The organism is Myxococcus sp. SDU36 (assembly GCF_030168875.1).
Lineage (GTDB): Bacteria > Myxococcota > Myxococcia > Myxococcales > Myxococcaceae > Myxococcus > Myxococcus vastator.
Genome location: NZ_CP077414.1, coordinates 7,063,466 through 7,082,010, shown reverse-complemented (window position 1 = coordinate 7,082,010; position 18,545 = coordinate 7,063,466). Strand labels below are relative to the sequence as shown.

22 protein-coding genes are annotated in these 18,545 nt (G+C 69.6%); 6 read left to right on the top strand and 16 right to left on the bottom strand.

The window, feature by feature from the left end:
- The first annotated feature begins 58 nt into the window (after positions 1 to 58).
- The gene (locus KGD87_RS28885; protein WP_284664180.1) at positions 59 to 763 is read left to right on the top strand and encodes a C40 family peptidase; all 705 of its coding nucleotides are present in this window, start codon (positions 59 to 61) and stop codon (positions 761 to 763) included.
- Here KGD87_RS28885 and KGD87_RS28880 read toward each other — a convergent pair.
- The 7 genes from KGD87_RS28880 to KGD87_RS28850 all read right to left on the bottom strand — a co-directional run bounded on the left by KGD87_RS28880 (position 727) and on the right by KGD87_RS28850 (position 6,810).
- Positions 727 to 1,224, bottom strand: coding sequence for a LysR substrate-binding domain-containing protein (locus KGD87_RS28880; RefSeq protein WP_284664179.1), 498 nt, complete (start codon positions 1,222 to 1,224; stop codon positions 727 to 729). The two genes, KGD87_RS28885 and KGD87_RS28880, sit on opposite strands and share 37 nt — an antisense overlap.
- An 11-nt stretch (positions 1,225 to 1,235) precedes the next feature.
- Entirely contained in the window at positions 1,236 to 2,009 is a 774-nt protein-coding gene (locus KGD87_RS28875) for a DUF4157 domain-containing protein (RefSeq protein ID WP_284664178.1), read from the bottom strand.
- A 10-nt stretch (positions 2,010 to 2,019) separates the two neighbouring features.
- The gene (locus KGD87_RS28870; RefSeq protein WP_284664177.1) at positions 2,020 to 2,553 is read right to left on the bottom strand and encodes a hypothetical protein; all 534 of its coding nucleotides are present in this window, start codon (positions 2,551 to 2,553) and stop codon (positions 2,020 to 2,022) included.
- Between the two features lie 196 nt (positions 2,554 to 2,749).
- Complete coding sequence (locus tag KGD87_RS28865; RefSeq protein WP_284668701.1) at positions 2,750 to 3,799, bottom strand: type IV pilus twitching motility protein PilT; 1,050 nt, start codon at positions 3,797 to 3,799, stop codon at positions 2,750 to 2,752.
- 250 nt (positions 3,800 to 4,049) lie between these two features.
- Positions 4,050 to 4,772, bottom strand: coding sequence for a SitI6 family double-CXXCG motif immunity protein (gene sitI6 / locus KGD87_RS28860; protein ID WP_284664176.1), 723 nt, complete (start codon positions 4,770 to 4,772; stop codon positions 4,050 to 4,052).
- A 6-nt stretch (positions 4,773 to 4,778) separates the two neighbouring features.
- The gene (gene sitA6, locus KGD87_RS28855) at positions 4,779 to 5,450 is read right to left on the bottom strand and encodes a SitA6 family polymorphic toxin lipoprotein (RefSeq protein ID WP_284664175.1); all 672 of its coding nucleotides are present in this window, start codon (positions 5,448 to 5,450) and stop codon (positions 4,779 to 4,781) included.
- Between the two features lie 142 nt (positions 5,451 to 5,592).
- Positions 5,593 to 6,810, bottom strand: coding sequence for a metallophosphoesterase (locus KGD87_RS28850; RefSeq protein WP_284664174.1), 1,218 nt, complete (start codon positions 6,808 to 6,810; stop codon positions 5,593 to 5,595).
- A gap of 179 nt (positions 6,811 to 6,989) precedes the next feature.
- On the opposite strand from KGD87_RS28850, the gene KGD87_RS28845 reads away from it, so the two are divergent.
- Positions 6,990 to 7,514 (top strand): hypothetical protein, encoded by a 525-nt coding sequence (locus tag KGD87_RS28845; protein ID WP_284664173.1) that lies wholly within the window; start codon positions 6,990 to 6,992, stop codon positions 7,512 to 7,514.
- A 54-nt stretch (positions 7,515 to 7,568) separates the two neighbouring features.
- A complete protein-coding gene (locus KGD87_RS28840) occupies positions 7,569 to 8,366 on the top strand; it encodes a TIGR00266 family protein (protein WP_284664172.1) in 798 nt (265 codons plus the stop codon).
- Between the two features lie 31 nt (positions 8,367 to 8,397).
- Here KGD87_RS28840 and agmC read toward each other — a convergent pair whose 3' ends face one another.
- The 3 genes from agmC to KGD87_RS28825 are packed head-to-tail and all read right to left on the bottom strand — an operon-like array spanning position 8,398 to position 11,830.
- Complete coding sequence (agmC, locus tag KGD87_RS28835; RefSeq protein ID WP_284664171.1) at positions 8,398 to 10,758, bottom strand: adventurous gliding motility protein AgmC; 2,361 nt, start codon at positions 10,756 to 10,758, stop codon at positions 8,398 to 8,400.
- Positions 10,759 to 10,815: 57 nt separating this feature from the next.
- On the bottom strand, positions 10,816 to 11,313 hold the full coding sequence (locus tag KGD87_RS28830; RefSeq protein WP_284664170.1) for a hypothetical protein: 498 nt from the start codon (positions 11,311 to 11,313) through the stop codon (positions 10,816 to 10,818).
- Between the two features lie 13 nt (positions 11,314 to 11,326).
- A complete protein-coding gene (locus KGD87_RS28825; RefSeq protein ID WP_284664169.1) occupies positions 11,327 to 11,830 on the bottom strand; it encodes a cupin domain-containing protein in 504 nt (167 codons plus the stop codon).
- 105 nt (positions 11,831 to 11,935) lie between these two features.
- On the opposite strand from KGD87_RS28825, the gene KGD87_RS28820 reads away from it, so the two are divergent.
- Both KGD87_RS28820 and KGD87_RS28815 read left to right on the top strand, forming a co-directional pair.
- On the top strand, positions 11,936 to 13,231 hold the full coding sequence (locus tag KGD87_RS28820; RefSeq protein WP_284664168.1) for a citrate synthase family protein: 1,296 nt from the start codon (positions 11,936 to 11,938) through the stop codon (positions 13,229 to 13,231).
- A gap of 93 nt (positions 13,232 to 13,324) precedes the next feature.
- Positions 13,325 to 13,621, top strand: coding sequence for a hypothetical protein (locus tag KGD87_RS28815; RefSeq protein WP_284664167.1), 297 nt, complete (start codon positions 13,325 to 13,327; stop codon positions 13,619 to 13,621).
- 84 nt (positions 13,622 to 13,705) lie between these two features.
- Here the strand turns inward: KGD87_RS28815 and ychF are convergent, their stop codons facing one another.
- The 6 genes from ychF to KGD87_RS28785 all read right to left on the bottom strand — a co-directional run bounded on the left by ychF (position 13,706) and on the right by KGD87_RS28785 (position 17,609).
- Complete coding sequence (ychF, locus tag KGD87_RS28810) at positions 13,706 to 14,815, bottom strand: redox-regulated ATPase YchF (protein WP_284664166.1); 1,110 nt, start codon at positions 14,813 to 14,815, stop codon at positions 13,706 to 13,708.
- Between the two features lie 51 nt (positions 14,816 to 14,866).
- The gene (gene atpF / locus KGD87_RS28805; RefSeq protein ID WP_284664165.1) at positions 14,867 to 15,421 is read right to left on the bottom strand and encodes a F0F1 ATP synthase subunit B; all 555 of its coding nucleotides are present in this window, start codon (positions 15,419 to 15,421) and stop codon (positions 14,867 to 14,869) included.
- Between the two features lie 130 nt (positions 15,422 to 15,551).
- Positions 15,552 to 15,782, bottom strand: coding sequence for an ATP synthase F0 subunit C (locus tag KGD87_RS28800; protein ID WP_013936422.1), 231 nt, complete (start codon positions 15,780 to 15,782; stop codon positions 15,552 to 15,554).
- Positions 15,783 to 15,928: 146 nt separating this feature from the next.
- Positions 15,929 to 16,936: a F0F1 ATP synthase subunit A gene (gene atpB, locus KGD87_RS28795; protein ID WP_284664164.1), complete on the bottom strand. Its 1,008-nt coding sequence runs from the start codon at positions 16,934 to 16,936 to the stop codon at positions 15,929 to 15,931.
- Positions 16,936 to 17,346 (bottom strand): hypothetical protein, encoded by a 411-nt coding sequence (locus tag KGD87_RS28790; RefSeq protein WP_284664163.1) that lies wholly within the window; start codon positions 17,344 to 17,346, stop codon positions 16,936 to 16,938. Before KGD87_RS28790 ends, atpB begins: the two co-directional genes overlap by 1 nt.
- A complete protein-coding gene (locus KGD87_RS28785; protein ID WP_163785929.1) occupies positions 17,343 to 17,609 on the bottom strand; it encodes an AtpZ/AtpI family protein in 267 nt (88 codons plus the stop codon). Before KGD87_RS28785 ends, KGD87_RS28790 begins: the two co-directional genes overlap by 4 nt.
- 373 nt (positions 17,610 to 17,982) lie before the next feature.
- Here KGD87_RS28785 and KGD87_RS28780 point away from each other — a divergent pair, with 373 nt between their 5' ends.
- Positions 17,983 to 18,501 carry a YbhB/YbcL family Raf kinase inhibitor-like protein gene (locus KGD87_RS28780; RefSeq protein WP_284664162.1) on the top strand — a complete coding sequence of 173 codons (519 nt, stop codon included), beginning with the start codon at positions 17,983 to 17,985 and terminating at the stop codon, positions 18,499 to 18,501.
- Positions 18,502 to 18,545: the final 44 nt, after the last annotated feature.

Genomic DNA, 18,545 nt, shown 5'->3' with positions numbered 1-18,545 from the left:
TGCAAGACGTACATGCGACGCCCCCCCAGCGCCGCTCCACACCCCCACGGAGCCCCCCATGAGCAGCTACCGCATCAAGTCGGGCGACACCCTCTCCCACCTGGCGCAGCGCCACAACACCAGCGTCAGCGCGCTGATGAAGGCGAACCCGCAGATCAAGAACGCGGACCTCATCTACGCCGGCAAGTCGCTGAACATCCCGGGTTCGCGGGACTCCTTCGAGAGCGGCTCCGCGGGCAGCGCGGGTGGCGCCACGGCCGGTGGCAGCAGCGGCGGTGCGCAGGGCGTGCAGGGCCCCAACAGCTCCGGCCCCGGCACCCGCGGCCCCAAGGGCAGCCCCTTCGACATCGCGTCACAGCACCTGAACAAGAACGCGAGCTCGCTGAAGCTGGAGAAGAACGGCGTGGGCGCGGACATGGAGGACTGGGTCCCCAACAACGTCAACTGCGCCAACTTCGTGTCCGCCGTGCTGGAGCAGTCGGGCCAGATTTCCGACGCGCAGCACGACAACAGCGTGATGGGCCTGATGGCCAAGCTGGACCGGGACCCCAACTTCAAGCGCATCGACCTGAGGGACGCGAAGCCGGGTGACGTGGTCTCCATGAAGACCAACGGCGGCCAGCACGTGGTGATGTTCGCGGGCTGGAAGGACGGCAAGCCGACGTTCATCGGCTCCAACAACGTCAACTCGGATGGCTCGCAGCGCGTCACCATCTCCAGCATGAACTACCCCATCATGGCGGTGCACCAGTACCAGGGCTGAGCACCCGCCCGCAGCTGAGCGAGCACCTCCGGGGCTCCGCGTCCGACCTTCCAGGCGGGCACGGGGCCCCGCTGGCGTTCAAGCGCCCGCGGCGGCTCAGCGCCGGGGCGCCAGCGACAACGCGGCCTGGAGTACCGGTCCGTGCTGTAGGCGATGAACGCGTCGTCGCGCAGCTGCTCCAGCCGCACCCGCGGACGCTTCGCCTGCGGGTGGTGCGCGGGCAGCACGAGGAAGGGGTGCGTGCGCCCCACCTCGCGCGTCTCCACGTCATCGGGCACCGCCGGCGGGTGGTCCACCACCAGGTCCGTGTCCCCCGAGCGCAGCACGTCCAGCGCGGGCGTCTTGGACTCGAAGAGGGCGACCTCGATGTCCGGCCGCTTCGCCTGGAGCTTCCGCAGCCACGCGGGCGGCAGGTGCCGCAGCACGTGGCCGGAGGCGTGGATGCGCAGCGTGCCGCCCAAGCTGTGAGCGCTCAGGGCGCGCCGCGCCCCGCGTGCAGGCAGACCACGGCCTCATCCAGCAGGTCGAGCGCCGCGTCGGACCAGCCCCGGAGCTTCATGCGCGGGGACACAGGCGAGGTGACGGGGATGAGGCCAGCGACGGCGGCGTCCTCGATGAGCTGCGCCTGTTGCTCGGGGTTGAGCTGGGCCCACCGCTTCTCGCGGCTCACGCCCTTGCGCCAGTCGTAGCCATCTCCGGACCACTGCGCGGCCAGCGCGGCGCTCAGGTAGGCCGTGCCGCCGTGCTGGTGCTGCCACACGTGCGTCAGCTCGTGGACGAGCAGGCCGAAGTCCACGGCCCCGCTCCGAGGCGGAACGAAGACGGTGTTGCCGTGCGCGAAGGCCCGCCCGGGGAGGCCCAGCAGGCCCAGCCGGCCGACCTTCACCCGCACCGCCGCGTAGTCCAGGCTGTCTCCGAAGACGGGCCGTAGGCGGCTGATTTCCTCCACCGTGAGGCGGCGGCCCGGTGGCTCCAGGCCGACCAGCACCTGCACCGAGCTGAGCACGCGCCCGCCCACCATCAACACGGCGTCCGCGGGGAGCTGCGCCACGCGCGTCAGGCCTTGGCCCAGTTGAGGCAGTCCCTCGCGAGGCCGGCCGCGCGCGCACTGCGCCACGCCTCCGCCCATCGCCTTCAACACCACGCCCACGCTGCGGGCCACGCCCACCGACGCGCTCGAGACACCGGTGAGCAGGCCCCGGCCCGCATCCACCAGCCGCTCGGAGATGGTGGCCGCGTGGCTCATCCCATGTTCCTCAGCGCCCCACCGTCATGGCGCTCAGCCCGGAGAGGCCCATCACGGACTCCACCAGCGTGCGCAGCGCGCCCGGGCGCCACGGACGGGACAGCGCGAAGTGCGTGAGGCTGGAGGCGCTGTAGGCCGCCGCCACCTCTGGACGGAAGTGCGACGACACGAGGATGCGCGGCCCCGACAAGTCCCTGTCCACCAGCCGCGCCAGGAAGGTCGGCACGGCCGCTCGCTCCACGGAGTCCAGGTCCACAATCACCGCCTCGGGCACCACGCCCAGGTCCATCCGGCGGTCCGCCGACGCGATGCCCAACGTGGGGACCAGCTCGAAGTCTGACGCCAGCTCGCGGCCCATGGCCAGCCGGAAGAGCGGCTCCTCCGAGACGAGCATCACCCGAGGCCCCTTGGGCACGCTCCGGTGACGCCGTGCGGGCGCGGGCGTGGGCTCGAGGGGAAGACGCAGTGCGCCAGCCTCCACCAGGTGGCGGGCATCGAGGAGGGACTGCGCACGGCGAATCAGGGGGGAGGGGGCGCTGGACACAATGCGACAATAACCAGCAATAGCGGAAATATCAAACTTTACTTCAATTTCTAAGCATAGTTCCTGGATTTCGGACCTTCAAACCCGCGGAGACGGACGAACCAAGACATCCGTTCAGCAGGTCAAAAGTAACACCTATTCAGATGTATCGGGTCTGCTTTGACCCATATCGTTCCGCTGGGAGTCGCCGCGGCGCTCACTCGAACTCGAGCGCGCGCTGGAAGTCGGCCGGGTTGGAGGCCGCGCTCTGCGCCGTGTCCAGGGTGATGAGCCCCTCCCGGTAGAGCTGCGTCAGGTGCTGGTCGAAGGACTGCATGCCGAACATGTCGCGGCCCTTCTCGATGACGTCCTTCAGCTCGTTGGCGCGGTCGTCGCGGATGTACTGCTCCACCGTCTTCGTCTGCACCATGATTTCCAGCGCCACGGTGCGGCCCTTGCCGCTTGCCCGGGGCAGCAGGCGCTGCGACACCGTGGCCTTGAGGCAGTCCGCCAGGCGCATGCGCACCATCGTCTGCTCTTCGGCGGGGAACACCGACACCAGTCGGTTGATGGTGCGGGACGCGTCCGTCGTGTGCACCGTGGAGAGCACCAGGTGGCCCGTCTCCGACGCCTTGAGCGCGATGTCGATGGTCTCCGTGTCGCGCATCTCACCCACGAGGATGACGTCCGGGTCCTGGCGCAGCGCCGCGCGCAGCGCAATCGCGAAGCTCTGCGTGTCCGGGCCAATCTCCCGCTGGGAGATGGAGGACTTGATGTTCTTGTAGATGAACTCGATGGGGTCCTCGATGGTGAGGACGTGCAGGTTCTCCGTGCGGTTGATGTGGTCAATCATCGACGCCAGCGTGGAGCTCTTCCCCGAGCCCGTCGCGCCCGTCACCAGCACCAGCCCGCGCTCGTTGCCGGCGATCTTCTTCAGCACCTGCGGCAATCCCAGCCCGTCAATGGTTGGGATTTCATCCGGGATGATGCGCAGGATGCACGCCAGCGAGCCCCGCTGCCGGTAGATGTTCACCCGGAAGCGCGCCACGCCCGGGAGGCTGTAGGACGCGTCGCACTCCTGAAGCGTGTCGATTTGCTTCTTCACCTCGGGGTCCGACACGACATGGACCGCCACCTGTCGTGTGTGGTCCGCGTGAAGCTTCTCCATCTTCAAGGGCCGGAGCGCGCCATTGACCCGGTAGATGGGCGGGTCTCCCGGCCGGAAGTGGATGTCCGATGCACCGTTCTGCACACCGACCGCGAGCAGCTTGTTGAGCGTTGCCAGATCCAGGGGCGTGTCCCTCTTCAGCTAGGAGAGCCACGGATTCTAGGCGGACGCGTAGCAGATGCACAGGGTGTGCAATCAACCCGGGGCGGCCCCCAATAGCCTGTCCCCCTGTAGGTATAGACGCGCACCCCGGCGATGGTGGCAAGTCCACGCACCACCGGCTGCTGCACCTTGACGAAGATGCGCTGACCCGACTCACCCGACATCGGCCTTGACACTCACCGCCACCCTACCGCGTCGGCAGCTCGCGGAACATGATGCCATCCAGTTCCAGGCGGCGCACGGCGTCCACGAAGCGGGCCGTGCCGATGACCATCGTTGCGAAGTTACCCACTCGGAACAGGTCCAGCTCCGGGGGTAGAGACTCCGCGTCCAGTATGGGTTCTTCGGGCCAACTGAACGACTGTCGGCCGCAGGTTGGGCACGGCGGGGGCACGTCCGGAGGAATGCAGTCCGGATGCAACCGACCGTGCGGCCCTATTTGAAGCTCCAGCAAATCTGGCGGGGCCTTTTGGCGAAACCGAAGCTCAGTGCGACAACCCACCAAGCCGCGCACGCCTTCCGCTTGAAGTCGCTCTAGCGCGTCCCGTCGCATCAAAAGCCTTATCCCACCCACCCAATCAATGGGCCCGAAACGTCCGAAGGCGCGGCCCATCAAGGCACCGAAGTGCGTACCTGGGGGGAGCTCCACATGTGGGGGCACCAGGGGACGCACCAACTCGCGCAGGCGCGCAAACTCGGGGAAGGACTCAGGTCTGGCCTTCTCGAACTCGCGGTGCTCCGGAAGCTCCGAGAGGTCAACGGACGGGTAGTCGTGCCCCACGTCGCTCCATGTGGCGCCGCACGCGAGGCACCGCACGCCGGGAAGTCGCCACTTATGGGACGCATCGACTTCCCCGCCATGCTTCGCGGTGGCGGGTCTGTCCTCGCTCAACAGGAAAAACTGGCTCATTCGTGCCTACGCTCCAGGGCGAGAATAATAGGGCTGGACAGGGCCACCCATGAGCTCGAATCTGTGAATCAGTTCGCCCGCGTGCCGGAAAATCTCCTCCGGGCTGGCCTTGGGCTTTGCTCGCATGAATGCCCTCCATGCATCGTTCCATTCCCCTCCGCGCCCGTTGCCGTCGTGAATTCGCCTGTGGACATGAAGTGGAATGGGCATCGTGTAGTTGTGGATTTTAACGCCTTGCTGTTCGAACCAGTCCGCCAGGTCCCGTGACTGAGGGAAGATGTGATGCTTCTCCCAGCGTCCACGCATGAGTTGGCGCGAAGGCGGGATGACCTTCGCAGGAGCACCGTTCCAGTTGGGGAAGACCATGACGGCGCCACGCGGGAGATTCTGGGCGCCGCCCCAACTCCTCCGTGGTCCGCGGCCGGGCGCCGCCGCCGCCACAGGCGGACGCGTGGGAGGGAAGCGCGCTAGCTCAATCTCCCCTGGCGTGTCCTCGCAGAGATAGAAACCGCAAGCGTCATCCAGGCACACAAGGGCGACGCACGGGTCCTCCCCATGGACGTTGCACGCTACCTCTGCCTCCTCCCATGCCTCTTGCACTGGCGGCTTGGCGGCGGTGGCGCAACTCAGCCAGGACACGGCGAACAGCGCAATCCAGGAAGCCTGAAGGGTTTGCACGGTCCGCAAAACCTACCATTCCAACCTGCCGTGCCGTCCATCCAGTACGCCACGACGAATCAGCAGGGGTTTAGCCCGCCGCGTCGTGCTCGAAGTGCTACGAATTCCAGGCGGACGCGTAACAGATGCACAGGGTGTGCAATCAACCCGGGGCGGACACCAGGGTCAGCTCGGCAATCTCAGGCGAGGGCCCCAGTCGCAGCGGCGGCCCCCAATAGCCTGTCCCCCGGTGGGTATAGACGCGCACCCCGGCGATGGTGGCAAGTCCACGCACCACCGGCTGCTGCAACTTGATGAAGAACATGAAGGGAAACACCTGTCCGCCGTGCGTGTGCCCGGAAAGCTGCAGGTCCACCATCACCCCAGCCTCCGCCACGCGCAGGGCGGACCGGGGCTGGTGGGCCAACAACAGACGCGGCACGCCGTGGGGCGCCCCGTGCAGCGCCAGCTCCGGACGGCTGGCATGCGAGGCAATGATGTGCCCCGCGTCATGGTCCGTCACCCCCGCGATGGTGAGCCGCGCGCCGTCGCGCTCCACCACGCGGTGCTCGTTCTGGAGGACGGTGAGGCCCAGGCGCGCCACCTCCGCCGCCCAGGCTGGGCCCCCGTGGTAGTACTCGTGGTTGCCGGTGACGTAGAAGACGCCCAGCGACGCGCGCAGCTCCGAAAGAGGCTTCACCTCGTCCCGCAGCGCCTCCACGGTGCCGTCCACCAGGTCGCCCGTCACCGCCACCACGTCCGGCTGGAGCGCGTTCACCTGCTCCACCACGCGCCGCAGCCAGCGGCCGTCCAACGTGGGCCCCACGTGGATGTCCGAAATCTGCACCACCTTCAGGCCGCTGAGCCCGGGCGCCAGGCCCGCCACCGGCACCGTCACCCGCTCCACCGTCGCCCGGCCACGCGCCGTGATGAAGGCGTACACCACCGCCGGCACCGTCACCCCCACCGCGACCAGAGCCTTGCCCCGGGCCAGGGCCAGCGCGTCCGTCACCACGCCCGACCACGACAGGCCCAGCCCCACCAGGTCCGCGACCACCACCGCGCTCAGCAGGATGCCGAAGGCCCCCAGCCACACGTAGGACGTCCACTGGAGCGCCTGCGTCCAGAGGGTCGGCTCGCGGCGCGACGCCGCCATCCCCACCGGCAGCGACAGGAAGAGCAGCGCCACCAGGACGGGGCCCAGCCAGGCCCACGGCGCGGGGAGCTGCGGGCTCACGAACAGGCGCACCGCGAGGTACGCGTGCAGCCCGCCCATCAGCGAGAGGATGCCGCCCAGCGACATCAACCACCGCAACGCCAGCGACAGGGGCACCCTGGGCCGCCGGGCCTCCTGCTCCACTCCTGGGGTCAGCTCCGCCACGAACGACAACCTCCTTCTCACCGGTGCCAGCCATGACCGCGCCCGGAGCGCGGGGACATAACGGCCGCCTGGGGCCGCTGCCCGGCAACCCGCCCGGACACCAGGCGGGTCAACGCCTCATCTCGTGCACCACACCTAAGCCACGGGCGACGGGTTGGCGAGCCGGCTACGTTCAAAGCATGAGAACTTCACGTATCTTCACAGCCGCGCTGCTCGCGGCGGCGGGCGCGGCCTGGGCCCAGCCCGTCCAGTACCTGGACCTGCGAACGCCTCGGGTCGCGCTCAACGCGCGCGTCACCGACCGCGACCTCACCAGCCCCGACCTGCAGGTCGGCTTCAGCGACGACGCCCTGCGAGGCCGCGCCTTCGGCAGGCCCCTCAACCTCACGCTGGACGCCGCGCGGGTCCGAGGCATCTACGGAAGCGGCCCCGTGGACCTGCGGCTGACGCAGGAAGCAGGAGGCCTGCGCGCCAAGGGCACGTTCGGAGGACAGCTCACCGACTTCCGGGTGACGCCGCGGACGTTCAAGGGCGACGTGGGCCGGTGCAGCTACGAGCTCACGGCCTCCGATGAAGGCCGCTATCAAGGCTGGCGTTCGTGCCTCGCCGGATTGGAGAACCCGGTTTCGCTGTCGATTCCGCCTGCCATTGGCGGCGACGACGCCCGGCTCGTGGCCACCCTGGCTTTGATTCTGTCGCGGTAGCCCCACCTCGGGGCGGCTATGGTGCGCGCCGTTTCCTCACGACGGAGCGCATCCATGGCACGCATGCACGAAGTGGACTTCCACATCTACGGCGAGGACCTGCAGTTCGTCGAGGTGGAGCTGGATCCAGGAGAGGCCGCGGTCGCCGAAGCCGGCACCCTCATGTACATGGAAGACGGCATCGAGATGGAGACCATCTTCGGTGACGGCTCGGAGAAGACGAGTGGCTTCTTCGGCTCGCTGCTGGGCGCGGGCAAGCGCCTGCTGACGGGCGAGTCCCTCTTCACCACCGTCTTCCTCAACAAGAGCGGTGGCGGCAAGCGCAAGGTGTCCTTCGCCGCGCCCTACCCGGGCAAAATCATCCCGGTGAACCTGGGCGAGCTCGGCGGTGAGCTGATTGCGCAGAAGGACAGCTTCCTCGCGGCGGCCAAGGGCGTGACGCTGGGCATCGCCTTCCAGAAGAAGCTGGGCACCGGCTTGTTCGGCGGCGAGGGCTTCATCATGCAGCGGCTCCAGGGTGACGGGCTCGCCTTCATCCACGCCGGCGGCACGCTGCACGAGCGCACGCTGGGCCCGGGTGAGCTGCTGCGCGTGGACACCGGCTGCATCGTCGCGTTCCAGCCCACCGTGGACTACGACATCCAGATGGTGAGCGGCATCAAGACGGCCTTCTTCGGCGGCGAGGGCCTCTTCTTCGCCACGCTGCGCGGCCCCGGCAAGGTGTGGCTCCAGTCGCTCCCCTTCAGCCGGCTCGCGGGCCGCATCCTCTCCGCCTCGCGCCCGGGTGGCGCGACGGGAGAAGGCAGCGTGCTCGGGGGCGTCGGCCTGGGCAGCCTGCTGGGCGACGACTGACGCACCGGGCAGGCCGGCCGCTCGCGGACCGCTATCCGCGACGCCGCCGCGACAGGCCGGCCAGCCCCGCCAGCAGCACCCAGGAGCCCACCGCGCCCACGGGAGCGGCGCCGCAGCCACACCCCACGTCGAGCGCCGCGGGCCCCCGCACCTGAAAGCCCGTGGTCCGCGAGCGCGCCGGCGCCTGGCTGGAGGTGACGAGGTGCTCCTGCGCCGCGACATCGTGCGAGCCCACCGACAGCGCGCGCTCGCGGGGCACCTGGTAACGGAAGGCCCCGGTGTCATCGGCCGTCACCGTGGCGACCTCACTGCCGTCCACCTCGATGACCACCGTGGCGCCAGCCGTCGCCGCGCCCGCGAACAGCGGCGTGGAGTCCACCACCTCGCCCTCCGCGGGGACCACCAGCACCGGCCAGCCGTCCTCCGGCACCTGCGTGCCGCCATCTCCCTGGGACGTGCCCGCGTCCTGCTCGGACGTGCCGCCGTCGCCCCCGCCGCTCACCTCCTCGGACTCGAAGCGGATGGGCTGCGAATAGGGCCCGCTGAGCCCCGCCTCGTTGTGCGAATGGACAGTGACGAAGTGCGGGCCCGGCGCCAGCGGTGTTTCGAACGGCCACTGGTAGCGGAAGCGGCCCGCGCCATCCACGGGGATGATGACCTCGGGGCCATTGTCCACTTCGATGCCCACCGTCGGCCCGTTGGGCGCGACGCCCGCGAACAGCGGCGTGGTTCCCACCGTCTCGCCGTCCCGCGGAATCACCAGGATGGGCTCCACCACCACGCCGCCATCCTCCAGCGTGGCCGCGACGGAGAACGACACGGGCGCGGAGGGCGCGCTGTACGCGCCCAGCGACTCCGCCACCACATGGACCGTGTGCGCGCCGACATCGAGCGGCGCCTGCTCCGGAGGGATGGCCGCGGTGAACAGGCCATCCGCGCCAGCGCCCACCTGAAGCCGCTCGACGCCATCGACGAACACGAGGACCCGGACGCCAGGGTCCGCCCGGCCTTCGAAGCGAGGCCGGTGTGGAAGGCCCACCGCTCCGGACACAGGGGAGATGACAGCCGGCATCCCGGGCGCGCGATAGGCCGCGAGGTATTCCTCGGCGAAGCCCTCGCTCCCCATGCCCGCGCCATGGGTGCCGCCATCGGCCGTGTTGATGGTTCCAGCGGCGCCACCCGGCACGCCCCTGGGACATGACGCCGTCACCCCTTGCAGCAGCACGCCGCCGCCACCGCCGCCACCGCCCGGGCCGAGCACCCAGTCCGGGTAGCTGACGTTGCCACCGTTGCCGCCCGCGGCCTGGGCACTCCCGCAGGCCAGCGCGTCCTGCGCGCGAAGGATGAGGACACCGCCCGCGCCGCCGCCGCCCGCCCCATCGTCGCCCGGCGTGTGGCCGGCCGCGAGCCCATCCGCGGAGAAGCGCCCTGCGCCGGAGAACACCCTCGCCCGGATGAGCACGACACCGCCGCCCGCGCCGCCCCCCGAGCCCAGGTCATCATTGCCCTCCCCCGCGCCACCGCCGCTCCCGAACACGAACTTTTCGATGAGCGAATAGTTCGCGGGCGCGCCACCGAGACCGCCCATGTCCCGCGCCAGGTCCGCCTCCGACGTGCGGCCTCCGACACCCCCCCGCCCTCCGTTCCCGCCTCCGCCCCCTCCCGCGTTGTGGCAGTTGCCGCCGCCGCCCTCACCCGCCACGGAGCCGCGCCCCGAGGCCGCGCCGAAGCGGCCCATCCGCAGGCCCTCCCCTTTGTAGGCACCGCCGGCCTCGGGAGGGATGTCCAGGCCGGTGCAGCCAAGGAGGTCCGCGTGGTTGAGGAAGGCCCCGCCCCGGAAGCCCATTCCATCCGCGCTGATGAGGCCGTGGTTCGTCACCGTGCCCGTGGCGAGGAAGGCCAGGATGCCGCCGCTGCGCCCGTCCCATGGCCGGGCAACGATGGAGGCACCCGCGGACACGAGGACGTTCGTGTACTCCGGCACGGAGACCACCTGCGCGCCGGGCGCGGTGTAGGCCTGCACCAGGGGCTCGGAGAGGCGCAGCACGGGCGGCGAGACCGTCACCGCGTCCACGCGCGACAGCTCCCAGTGGCCCATCCGCCGAAGCTCCAGGGTGCCGCCGTCGCTGGAGACCACGGCCTCCTCCGACCCACCGCTCTGGTGGAGCAGCACCAGCATGCCCACGGTGAAACCCGAGACGCTCTGCACCGGAACGTCGCGGGCGCCGACCACCGCGAGGTCCGTCAGCGGCGTGGCGACATTGAGGACGCGCCCCACCGTCGTGACGGACAGCGCGCCATCACGGCCCGAGCCCAGGCCGAAGGAATCCAGCTCCGCCAACGCGGGAGACGCCGGGAGCAACACGAGCAGGCAGGTGAGGACGAAGCGCATCCCCCTCATGCTGCCTCAGAAGGAGGGTCCACCGCGAGTGCGAGCCCCTCTGGAGCCTCACTCGCCCGAGGAGTTCATCAGCGCCCGGCCGTTGCGCGGTGCGAAGAAGGACTGGCGCGCGAGCCTCGGCAGGGCGCGCTTGTCCACGCACCAGAGCTGGAGCGCATCCTCCCATTCGCCCAGCTCGGCCACCGCGCGCACATCCGGCGCATCGCGGTAGAGGCTGTTGAGGTTGTGCACCAACACGGACAGGTCCTCCACCTCCCAGCGCTCCGTCACGTCACCCGCCATGACGTGGAGCTCCAGCACGGGGCGCTCGCGCACATCCACCACCTTGAAGCGGCGGGCCGCGCCACCCATGGCGGTGGTGAGTGGACCCACCAGCTCGTCGGCGCGCACGCCATGGCCCACGGACACGCCGCCTTCGAGCAGGCCCGCGTCACACAGGCGCAGCATGGACACATGAGGAGGCTCGCCTCGCGGCAGCAGCGCCGCGGCGGCATCGCGGTCCTTGAGGAGTCGCTCCTGGATGAGCACGTCGAGCAATGGGGCCATCGCGGCCCACAGCCTATCGCTCCTCGCCGATCCAGTAGTCCACCTCCGCGGAGAGGGGCAGCGCGGTGAACAGGGTCCGCGCCGCCTTGTCGCCCCCGGGAGCACTGCCCGCGGAGATGACCACCTTCCCTGAGTCCGGGTACACCATGACGTCCGGCTCCACCATGGTGGAGAAGGCGAGGTAGCGCAGCGGCTCGGCCCCGTCGTTGAGGAGCTGGTGCGCGCCCCCGGGCCCCACCGGCAGCGCCACGTAGTCGCCCGCCTTGACGGCGACGGTGTCGTCCCCCAGGCGCAGCCGGCCCGTGCCCGCGAGGATGTAATAGGCCTCTTCGTTGGCCAGGTGGTAGTGCCGCGGCCACGCGTGTTTGCCGGGTGGCAGCTCCATCAAGCTGCACCCCAGCTTGCGGCCCTTGGCGGCGGCGCCCAGCTGCTTGCGGCGGTACTCCACCCGGGGGCCTTGCGTGACTTCGGTCCAGGGAAGCTCGGGCTCGTGGACGACGTGAGGATGCGAGGACATGGGCGGGTGCTCCTGTTCAGGGCCACGTCGCGAGCAGCGCGAATGGGACGTGTCGACACGCCATCCAGTCGAGTCGACAATGGCCTTCGCGGAGGTGCGTGAGACATGAGTAGGCCCAAGGGTGGACGCTCTCAATCTCGATTCGACCATCGACCTGAGGAGGAGCTCGTGAGCGCGGCACAGGCCGCCGCGCTCCTGGGTGTGAAGCGGGCCACGCTCTACACCTACGTGAGCCGGGGCCTCGTGCGCTGCGTGCCGGAGCGCGGCACCAAGGAGAACCGCTATGTGCGCTCCGACCTGGAGCGCCTGAAGGCGCGGCACGACGCGAGAGCGGGACACGCCGCGGTGGCCTCGGGCGCCTTGCGCTGGGGCGAGCCGGTCATCGACTCGTCGGTGTCCCGCGTCGGCGCGGAGGGGCTCGCGTACCGAGGCCATTCGGCGGTGACGCTCGCGGTGGAGGGACGCGCGTTCGAGGACGTGGCGGAGCTGTTGTGGACGGGCACGCTCCCCGAAGCAGCGTCACGGTGGCCCTCCCCTGAGCCGGCGTTTCCACCGTCCGAGCTGGCGAAGCTGCTGCCCCGAGGAACACCTCCCGTGGCCGCGCTGTCTGCGTTGGTGCCACTCCTGGGCGCAAGGGACCAGGCACGCTTCGCCGCTCCGCCCGAGCAGGAGCGCGCCCGCGCCCGGAGGCTGCTGCGCCACCTGGCAGCCTGGGTCTGCGTGGCGAACGCGCCGGGACGGGTGACGCAAGCCTTGAACGAGCCCACGGTGGCGCATTCCCTGGCGCGAGCCTGGAACACCCGAGTGAAGCGCGCACCGGAGCTGCTCAACCGCGCGCTGGTGCTGTGCGCGGACCATGAGCTGAACGTGTCCACGTTCACCGCGCGCGTGGCGGCCTCCTCCGGCGCGGACCTGTACGCCTGTTTGAGCGCCGCGCTGGCCGCGCTCTCCGGTCCCAGGCACGGAGGGGCCTGCGACCGCGTGGCGGCCTTGCTCGTGGAGGTGGGACGGCCGGAGCGTGCCGCGGAGGTCCTCCGGGAGCGGCTGCGGCGAGGTGAAGCAGTCCCAGGCTTCGGCCATCCGCTCTACCCGGACGGAGACCCGCGCACGCCGCCGCTCGTGGAAGCCGCGCGGAGCGTCAGGCCAGAGCCCCCCAGTGTCCGCGTTGCCAGCGCCGTGCTGGCAGCCATGCGCGCGGCGGGACATCCGCCCCCGTCCGTGGACTTCGGGCTGGTGATGCTCGCCGGAGCGCTGGGACTGCCTCCGGGCGCTGGCGCCACGCTGTTCGCCGTGGGGCGCGCCGCCGGCTGGGTGGCCCATGTGCTGGAGCAGCGGGAACAGGGCCACCTGCTGCGTCCCCGGGCCCGCTACGTGGAAGCAAAGCGTCCGGGCACGGCGTGACATGGGACTGCGTGAAGGGCCACTGTCGCCTGCCGCGCACCCACCGAAGTCCGTCGTTGGAGGCCCGCGCCCGTGAGGGGAAACTCCCGCGCCGTGGACACTCGACGCGTATATCCCCGTTTCGCCATCGCCTCACTGCTCGGCAACGTCGCCTTCCTCGCCTCGTGGGGCGTGGTGCTGATGCGCCCCTCGGGCTGGCAGGTGGTGGGCCCGCTCCTGCTCCTCATGTTCCTCGTCCTGCGGGTGGGCGGCATGTGGCTCTTCGCCTCGCGCCACCCGGTGGACGAGCGCCCGCGCATGCGCCGCACGGCGACCTTCACCACCGTGCTGGCGCTCATCGCCGTGGGCATCTGGGTCTACACCGTGCTGCAAGGCCCGCGCGGCTTCTGAACCCCAGAAACGGCTCGCGGGCGCCGCCTCCAGACTGAACCGTCCGGAAGCACAGCGCCCGCGAAGCCTACCGTGTGCTGACCGCTACACGTTGAAGCGGAAGTGCATGCAGTCGCCGTCCTGGACGACGTACTCCTTGCCTTCCACGCGCAGCATGCCCTTCTCCTTCACGGCGGACTCACTGCCCAGCTTCACCAGGTCCTCCCAGCGCATCACCTCGGCCTTGATGAAGCCGCGCTCGAAGTCGGAGTGGATGACGCCAGCGGCCTGCGGGGCCTTGTAGCCCTGGTGGATGGTCCACGCGCGGCACTCCTGCTCGCCCACGGTGAAGTACGTCCACAGGCCCAGCAGCTTGTAGCCAGCGCGCACCACCTTGTGCAAACCCGGCTCGGACAGGCCCGCGCTCTCCAGGAAGCCCGGCCGCTCCGACTCCGGGAGCTGCTGGATTTCGGACTCCAGCGCGGCGGCGAGCACCACCACCTCGAAGCCCTCCTTCGCGGCCATCTCCCGGACGGCCTTCACGTGGGGGTTGGCGTCCTCCTTGCCCAGCTCCGCCTCGCCGATGTTCGCCACGTACAGCACGGGCTTGTCGGTGAGCAGGAACAGGTCATGGATGGCGGCGCTCTCCTCCTCGGTGAGCTTCTGGGCGCGCACGGTGATGCCGTTGTCCAGGCTCGCCTTGACGCGGTCCAGCAGCGCCACCTCGGCCTTGGCCTCCTCGCCGGCCTTGCCGCCCATCTTCGTGTTCTTCAAGGTGCGCTCGCGGCGCTTCTCCACCGTCTCCAGGTCCTTGAGGCACAGCTCCGTGTCGACCACGTCCCGGTCCCGCACCGGATTCACCCCGCCCTCGACGTGGGTGACGTTTTCGTCCTCGAAGCAGCGCAGCACGTGGAGCACGGCGTTGACCTGGCGGATGTTGCCCAGGAACTGGTTGCCCAGGCCTTCGCCCTTGGACGCGCCGCGCACCAGGCCGGCGATGTCCACGAACTCCAGCGAGGTGGGCACCTTCTTCAGCGGCTTGATGAGCGCGGACAGCTGGTCCAGGCGGTCATCCGGCACGGGCACCACGCCCACGTTGGGCTCGATGGTGCAGAAGGGATAGTTGGCCGCCTGCGCGCCCGCGGCCGACAGCGCGTTGAACAGGGTGGACTTGCCGACGTTGGGCAGCCCGACGATTCCGATGGATAGACCCATGGTGATTCCCTGGAACACGCGCGCCGGGGGGCGCGCTTCCCCTGAAGGGGATTAGGCGGTGCGGCGCACGGCGCCGGTGGCGCTGGTGCCGTTCAGCGGCAGGCCCTGGATGAACTGCTCGGCCAGCGCGCGCTGCTTGCTGTCGTCCATGCGCTCGCTGATGAGCTTGCCGGCGACTTCCATGGCCAGGTCGACCGCCATGGAGCGGACCTCGGCGATGGCCTTCGCCTTCTGCTCGTCAATCTCGCGACGCGCGCTCAGCTTGAGCTCCTCGGCCTCCTTGCGGCTCTTGGCCATGAGCTCCTCGCGGAACTTCTCCATCTCCTGCGTGTTGCGGCGCATCATCTCCGCGGCCTCGCGGCGGGCCTCGGCGATGGCCGTCTTCTGGTCGGCCAGCAGCTTCTCCGCCTCGGCGCGCTCACGCTTGGCGCTCTCGATGGAGCTGGCGATCTGCTTCTCGCGCTCCTCGACCAGCGACAGGATGGGGCCCCACGCCTTCATCTTCAGGACGATGGCGACGATGACGAAGGTGATGAGGGTCCAGAAGATGAGGCCCGGCTGGACCTTCACGAGGTTACTGGCGGCGAGGACGGAGGGCAGGAACATGGCGGGATGTCCAGCGTGAGGGAGGGAGGCTGCGAAGACTTCGGTTACCGCGGCTGGAGCGACCGGCGCCCGAGGTGGAATTCCCTACGGGCACCGGCGACCGTCCAGCGATGACTCGACCTGCGCTCGCCTAGACCTTGGTGGCGAGCAGGATGCAAACGACCAGCGCGAACAGCGTGGCGCCTTCGATGAGGGCCGCCGCGATGATCATCGTGGTGCGGATGTCGCCGCCCGCGGCCGGCTGACGGCCCGTGGCGTCCATGGCGGCGGCGGCCAGCTTACCAATGCCGAGCGCGGCACCGATGATGGAGAGACCGGCACCCAGACCGGCGGCGAGGAAGGCAAGAGCGAGGTTGGTCATGGTGACACTTGTTCTTTCGTAGCGTGGACCCGCTTGTGGGGGGGTCGTGATGTCCCTTGAGGACTACCTCCGGCGGCCTTTCGAACCGCCGGGTCTTCGACCGGGGCGCCGGACCTTCCGCGCCCCGCTAACTCGTCACAAACGGCCTAGATGTGGTGCGCCCTGCCGTGGTCGTGGCTGGGGCCCACCTCGGACTCGTGGCCGTGGTCGTCATGGTGGTGACCCATGGCCACGCTCATGCCGATGAACAGCGCCGACAGCATCGTGAAGACGTACGCCTGCACGAAGGCCACGAACAGCTCGAGCAGGTAGATGGCGAAGGCGAAGGGCACGCTCACCAGCGCCACCGCCGGGTGGCCGAGGATGAAGATGAGGCCCAGGAGGAAGAAGAGGACGATGTGGCCCGCCAGCATGTTGGCGAACAGACGCATCGTGAGGGCGAAGGGCTTGGTGAACAGCCCCAGCACCTCCACCGGAATCATGATGGGCCACAGCCAGGGCGCCACGCCACCCGTCAGGTGCTTCAGGTAGCCGCCCAGGCCCGCCGCGCGGATGCCCGCCGCCTGGGTGATGACGAAGGTGCAGAGCGCCAGCGACGCGGTGACGGCCAGGTTGCCGGTGGCCGTCGCCATCCAGGGCACCAGGCCCAGCAGGTTCATGAAGAGGACGAAGAAGAACGCGGTGAGCAGGTAGGGCACATACCGGGGGCCCTCCTCCTTGCCGATGTTCTTGATGGCCAGCTCGTCACGAACGAACAGCACCAGCATCTCGATGAGGTTGGCGCCCGCGCCGCGCGGCACCAGCTTCGTCTTGTCGCGGTTGCTCCAGGTGAACAGGGTGGCCATCAGCAGCAGCGCGGCCAGCCACATCATCACGGTGTGCTTCGTGAGGGACAGGTCCAGGCAGCCTTCCGTGAGGCCCGGGATCTCCTCGCCGTGCGCCGTCATCCGCGCCGCGCACCCGTCGGCCTTCAGCGGGATGTGCCACTTCGGGAAGTCCAGCGCGTGGATGGGGCTGCTGAGCGGGACCTCGATCTCCAGGTAGGGCGAGTCCACGACGTGGTGGAGGATGTACCCCGGCACGTCGTCTTCGGACCCCGCGGCCCACGCCGTGGCAGCAAACAGACTGGCGAACAGCACCATTGCCTTGCGCATCACTCGTCTCCGCCCGCCGATTCCTTCGACGCGGCCATCACGTAGCTCACTTCAATCCACTGCAGCGCGAAGTAGACGCCGAAGAACCCGGCGATGAACGGCACCGCCGCCATTCCCCGCGACACCACGCCCAACAGTCCCGCCAACACGCCCACGGCCCGAAGGCCAAAGATGATTCCGACCACCTTCAGCGCGGCGTTGAGGTCCTGCCGCACCGCCCGCCGTTTCAGCACCAGCGCCACCGCGCCCGTCACCACCGCCAGCCCCACGCCCCACAGCGCCGAAACCCGGTCCTCCACCACCCGCGGCATCAACGCCGCCAGCGCCAGGCCCACCACCGCCACGCCACCCGCCAGCGCCGCATGACTCCGGAAGGAGTCCGTCCCGCTACCGCCGCCCCGCGCCGTCACTTCCGCTTCCCCAGCCGGGCCATCTCATGGAGGAATCCATAGAAGCCCACGCAGATACCCACCAGGCTCAGCACCACCATCAACCAGGGCCCCGTCCCCAACCACCCGTCCAGCCAGTAGCCACCCAGCACGCCCACCACCGCGCCACCCACCAGCTTCCACACCGCCGAGACGTAGGGTTGCGCCGCCCTCATCTGCCGGGCCGTCTCACCCAGCTCGCTGCCGTCCGAACCGCCCGGTTTCCGGGGCTCCTTCACTTCCATTCGGACGTCTCCCCAAACCCCTCTACGCGCGGGCGCCGCTTAACACCGAACACGCGGCACACGCAACCGCTACCATGGGCCGCGGCCCCCGGCCCCCAGCGGCGATTGCCGCTTCGGCAAGCTCAGCTACCGCCGATCTGCCCCGCATGGAATCGAGGACCTTTCCTCGAGGGCACACCCGGGCGTTTCTCCTCTGGGCGAGGCGCTCGAGCCCGGCGGTACAAGCAGGCGCCTGGGGACGAGGCCGCCTGCCCCAACCCCCAGGTGACCAGCCTCCGGGCGCTGGCCGGCCCGCTCCTCGGCGCCCGGGCGCCTGCGTCGCCAGCTTGCACCCGATACGCGTCAACCCACCGCGACACCTCTGGAGGACTTCATGCCGAAGCCGCTCGTGCTCACGTCCCCCCGCTTCAAGGACGGCGACCTCATCCCCATCGCCTACACCGGCGAGGGCGAGGACATCTCACCGCCGCTCCAATGGACGGGCATGCCCGCCGGGACGAAGAGCCTGGCCCTCCTCGTGGAGGACCCGGACGCGCCAGACCCGCGCAACCCTCAAATGACCTTCTCCCACTGGGTTGTCTACAACATCCCACCTTCGGCCCAGGGCCTGCCGGAAGGGGCCACGCCGGACGTCCTCCCGGAGGGCGCCCGTCAGGGCCAGAATGACTTCCGCCGCCAGGACTACGGAGGCCCCATGCCGCCCGTGGGCATGCACCGGTACTACTTCCGCCTGTTCGCCCTGGACACGGTGCTGCCGGACCTGGGCCGCGTCTCGCGCACGCAGCTCCGGGAGGCCATGGAGGGCCACATCGTGGGGCAGGCGGAGCTCATCGGCCTGTACACCAAGGTCCACCACCGCGGCGCGGAGTCTCCTGGGAGCGCTCCCGCCTGATTCGGCTCGAGGCGCCAACCGCCTGGGAGGTACGGGCTCGACCG

Bases quoted from the DNA above. Each gene is read 5' to 3' on its own strand.
- KGD87_RS28885 (WP_284664180.1), top strand. From the start codon at position 59: ATGAGCAGCTACCGCATCAAGTCGGGCGACACCCTCTCCCACCTGGCG.
- KGD87_RS28875 (WP_284664178.1), bottom strand. From the start codon at position 2,009: ATGAGCCACGCGGCCACCATCTCCGAGCGGCTGGTGGATGCGGGCCGG.
- sitI6 (WP_284664176.1), bottom strand. From the start codon at position 4,772: ATGAGCCAGTTTTTCCTGTTGAGCGAGGACAGACCCGCCACCGCGAAG.
- KGD87_RS28845 (WP_284664173.1), top strand. From the start codon at position 6,990: ATGAGAACTTCACGTATCTTCACAGCCGCGCTGCTCGCGGCGGCGGGC.
- KGD87_RS28840 (WP_284664172.1), top strand. From the start codon at position 7,569: ATGGCACGCATGCACGAAGTGGACTTCCACATCTACGGCGAGGACCTG.
- agmC (WP_284664171.1), bottom strand. From the start codon at position 10,758: ATGCGCTTCGTCCTCACCTGCCTGCTCGTGTTGCTCCCGGCGTCTCCC.
- KGD87_RS28830 (WP_284664170.1), bottom strand. From the start codon at position 11,313: ATGGCCCCATTGCTCGACGTGCTCATCCAGGAGCGACTCCTCAAGGAC.
- KGD87_RS28825 (WP_284664169.1), bottom strand. From the start codon at position 11,830: ATGTCCTCGCATCCTCACGTCGTCCACGAGCCCGAGCTTCCCTGGACC.
- KGD87_RS28820 (WP_284664168.1), top strand. From the start codon at position 11,936: ATGAGTAGGCCCAAGGGTGGACGCTCTCAATCTCGATTCGACCATCGA.
- ychF (WP_284664166.1), bottom strand. From the start codon at position 14,815: ATGGGTCTATCCATCGGAATCGTCGGGCTGCCCAACGTCGGCAAGTCC.
- atpF (WP_284664165.1), bottom strand. From the start codon at position 15,421: ATGTTCCTGCCCTCCGTCCTCGCCGCCAGTAACCTCGTGAAGGTCCAG.
- KGD87_RS28800 (WP_013936422.1), bottom strand. From the start codon at position 15,782: ATGACCAACCTCGCTCTTGCCTTCCTCGCCGCCGGTCTGGGTGCCGGT.
- atpB (WP_284664164.1), bottom strand. From the start codon at position 16,936: ATGCGCAAGGCAATGGTGCTGTTCGCCAGTCTGTTTGCTGCCACGGCG.
- KGD87_RS28785 (WP_163785929.1), bottom strand. From the start codon at position 17,609: ATGGAAGTGAAGGAGCCCCGGAAACCGGGCGGTTCGGACGGCAGCGAG.
- KGD87_RS28780 (WP_284664162.1), top strand. From the start codon at position 17,983: ATGCCGAAGCCGCTCGTGCTCACGTCCCCCCGCTTCAAGGACGGCGAC.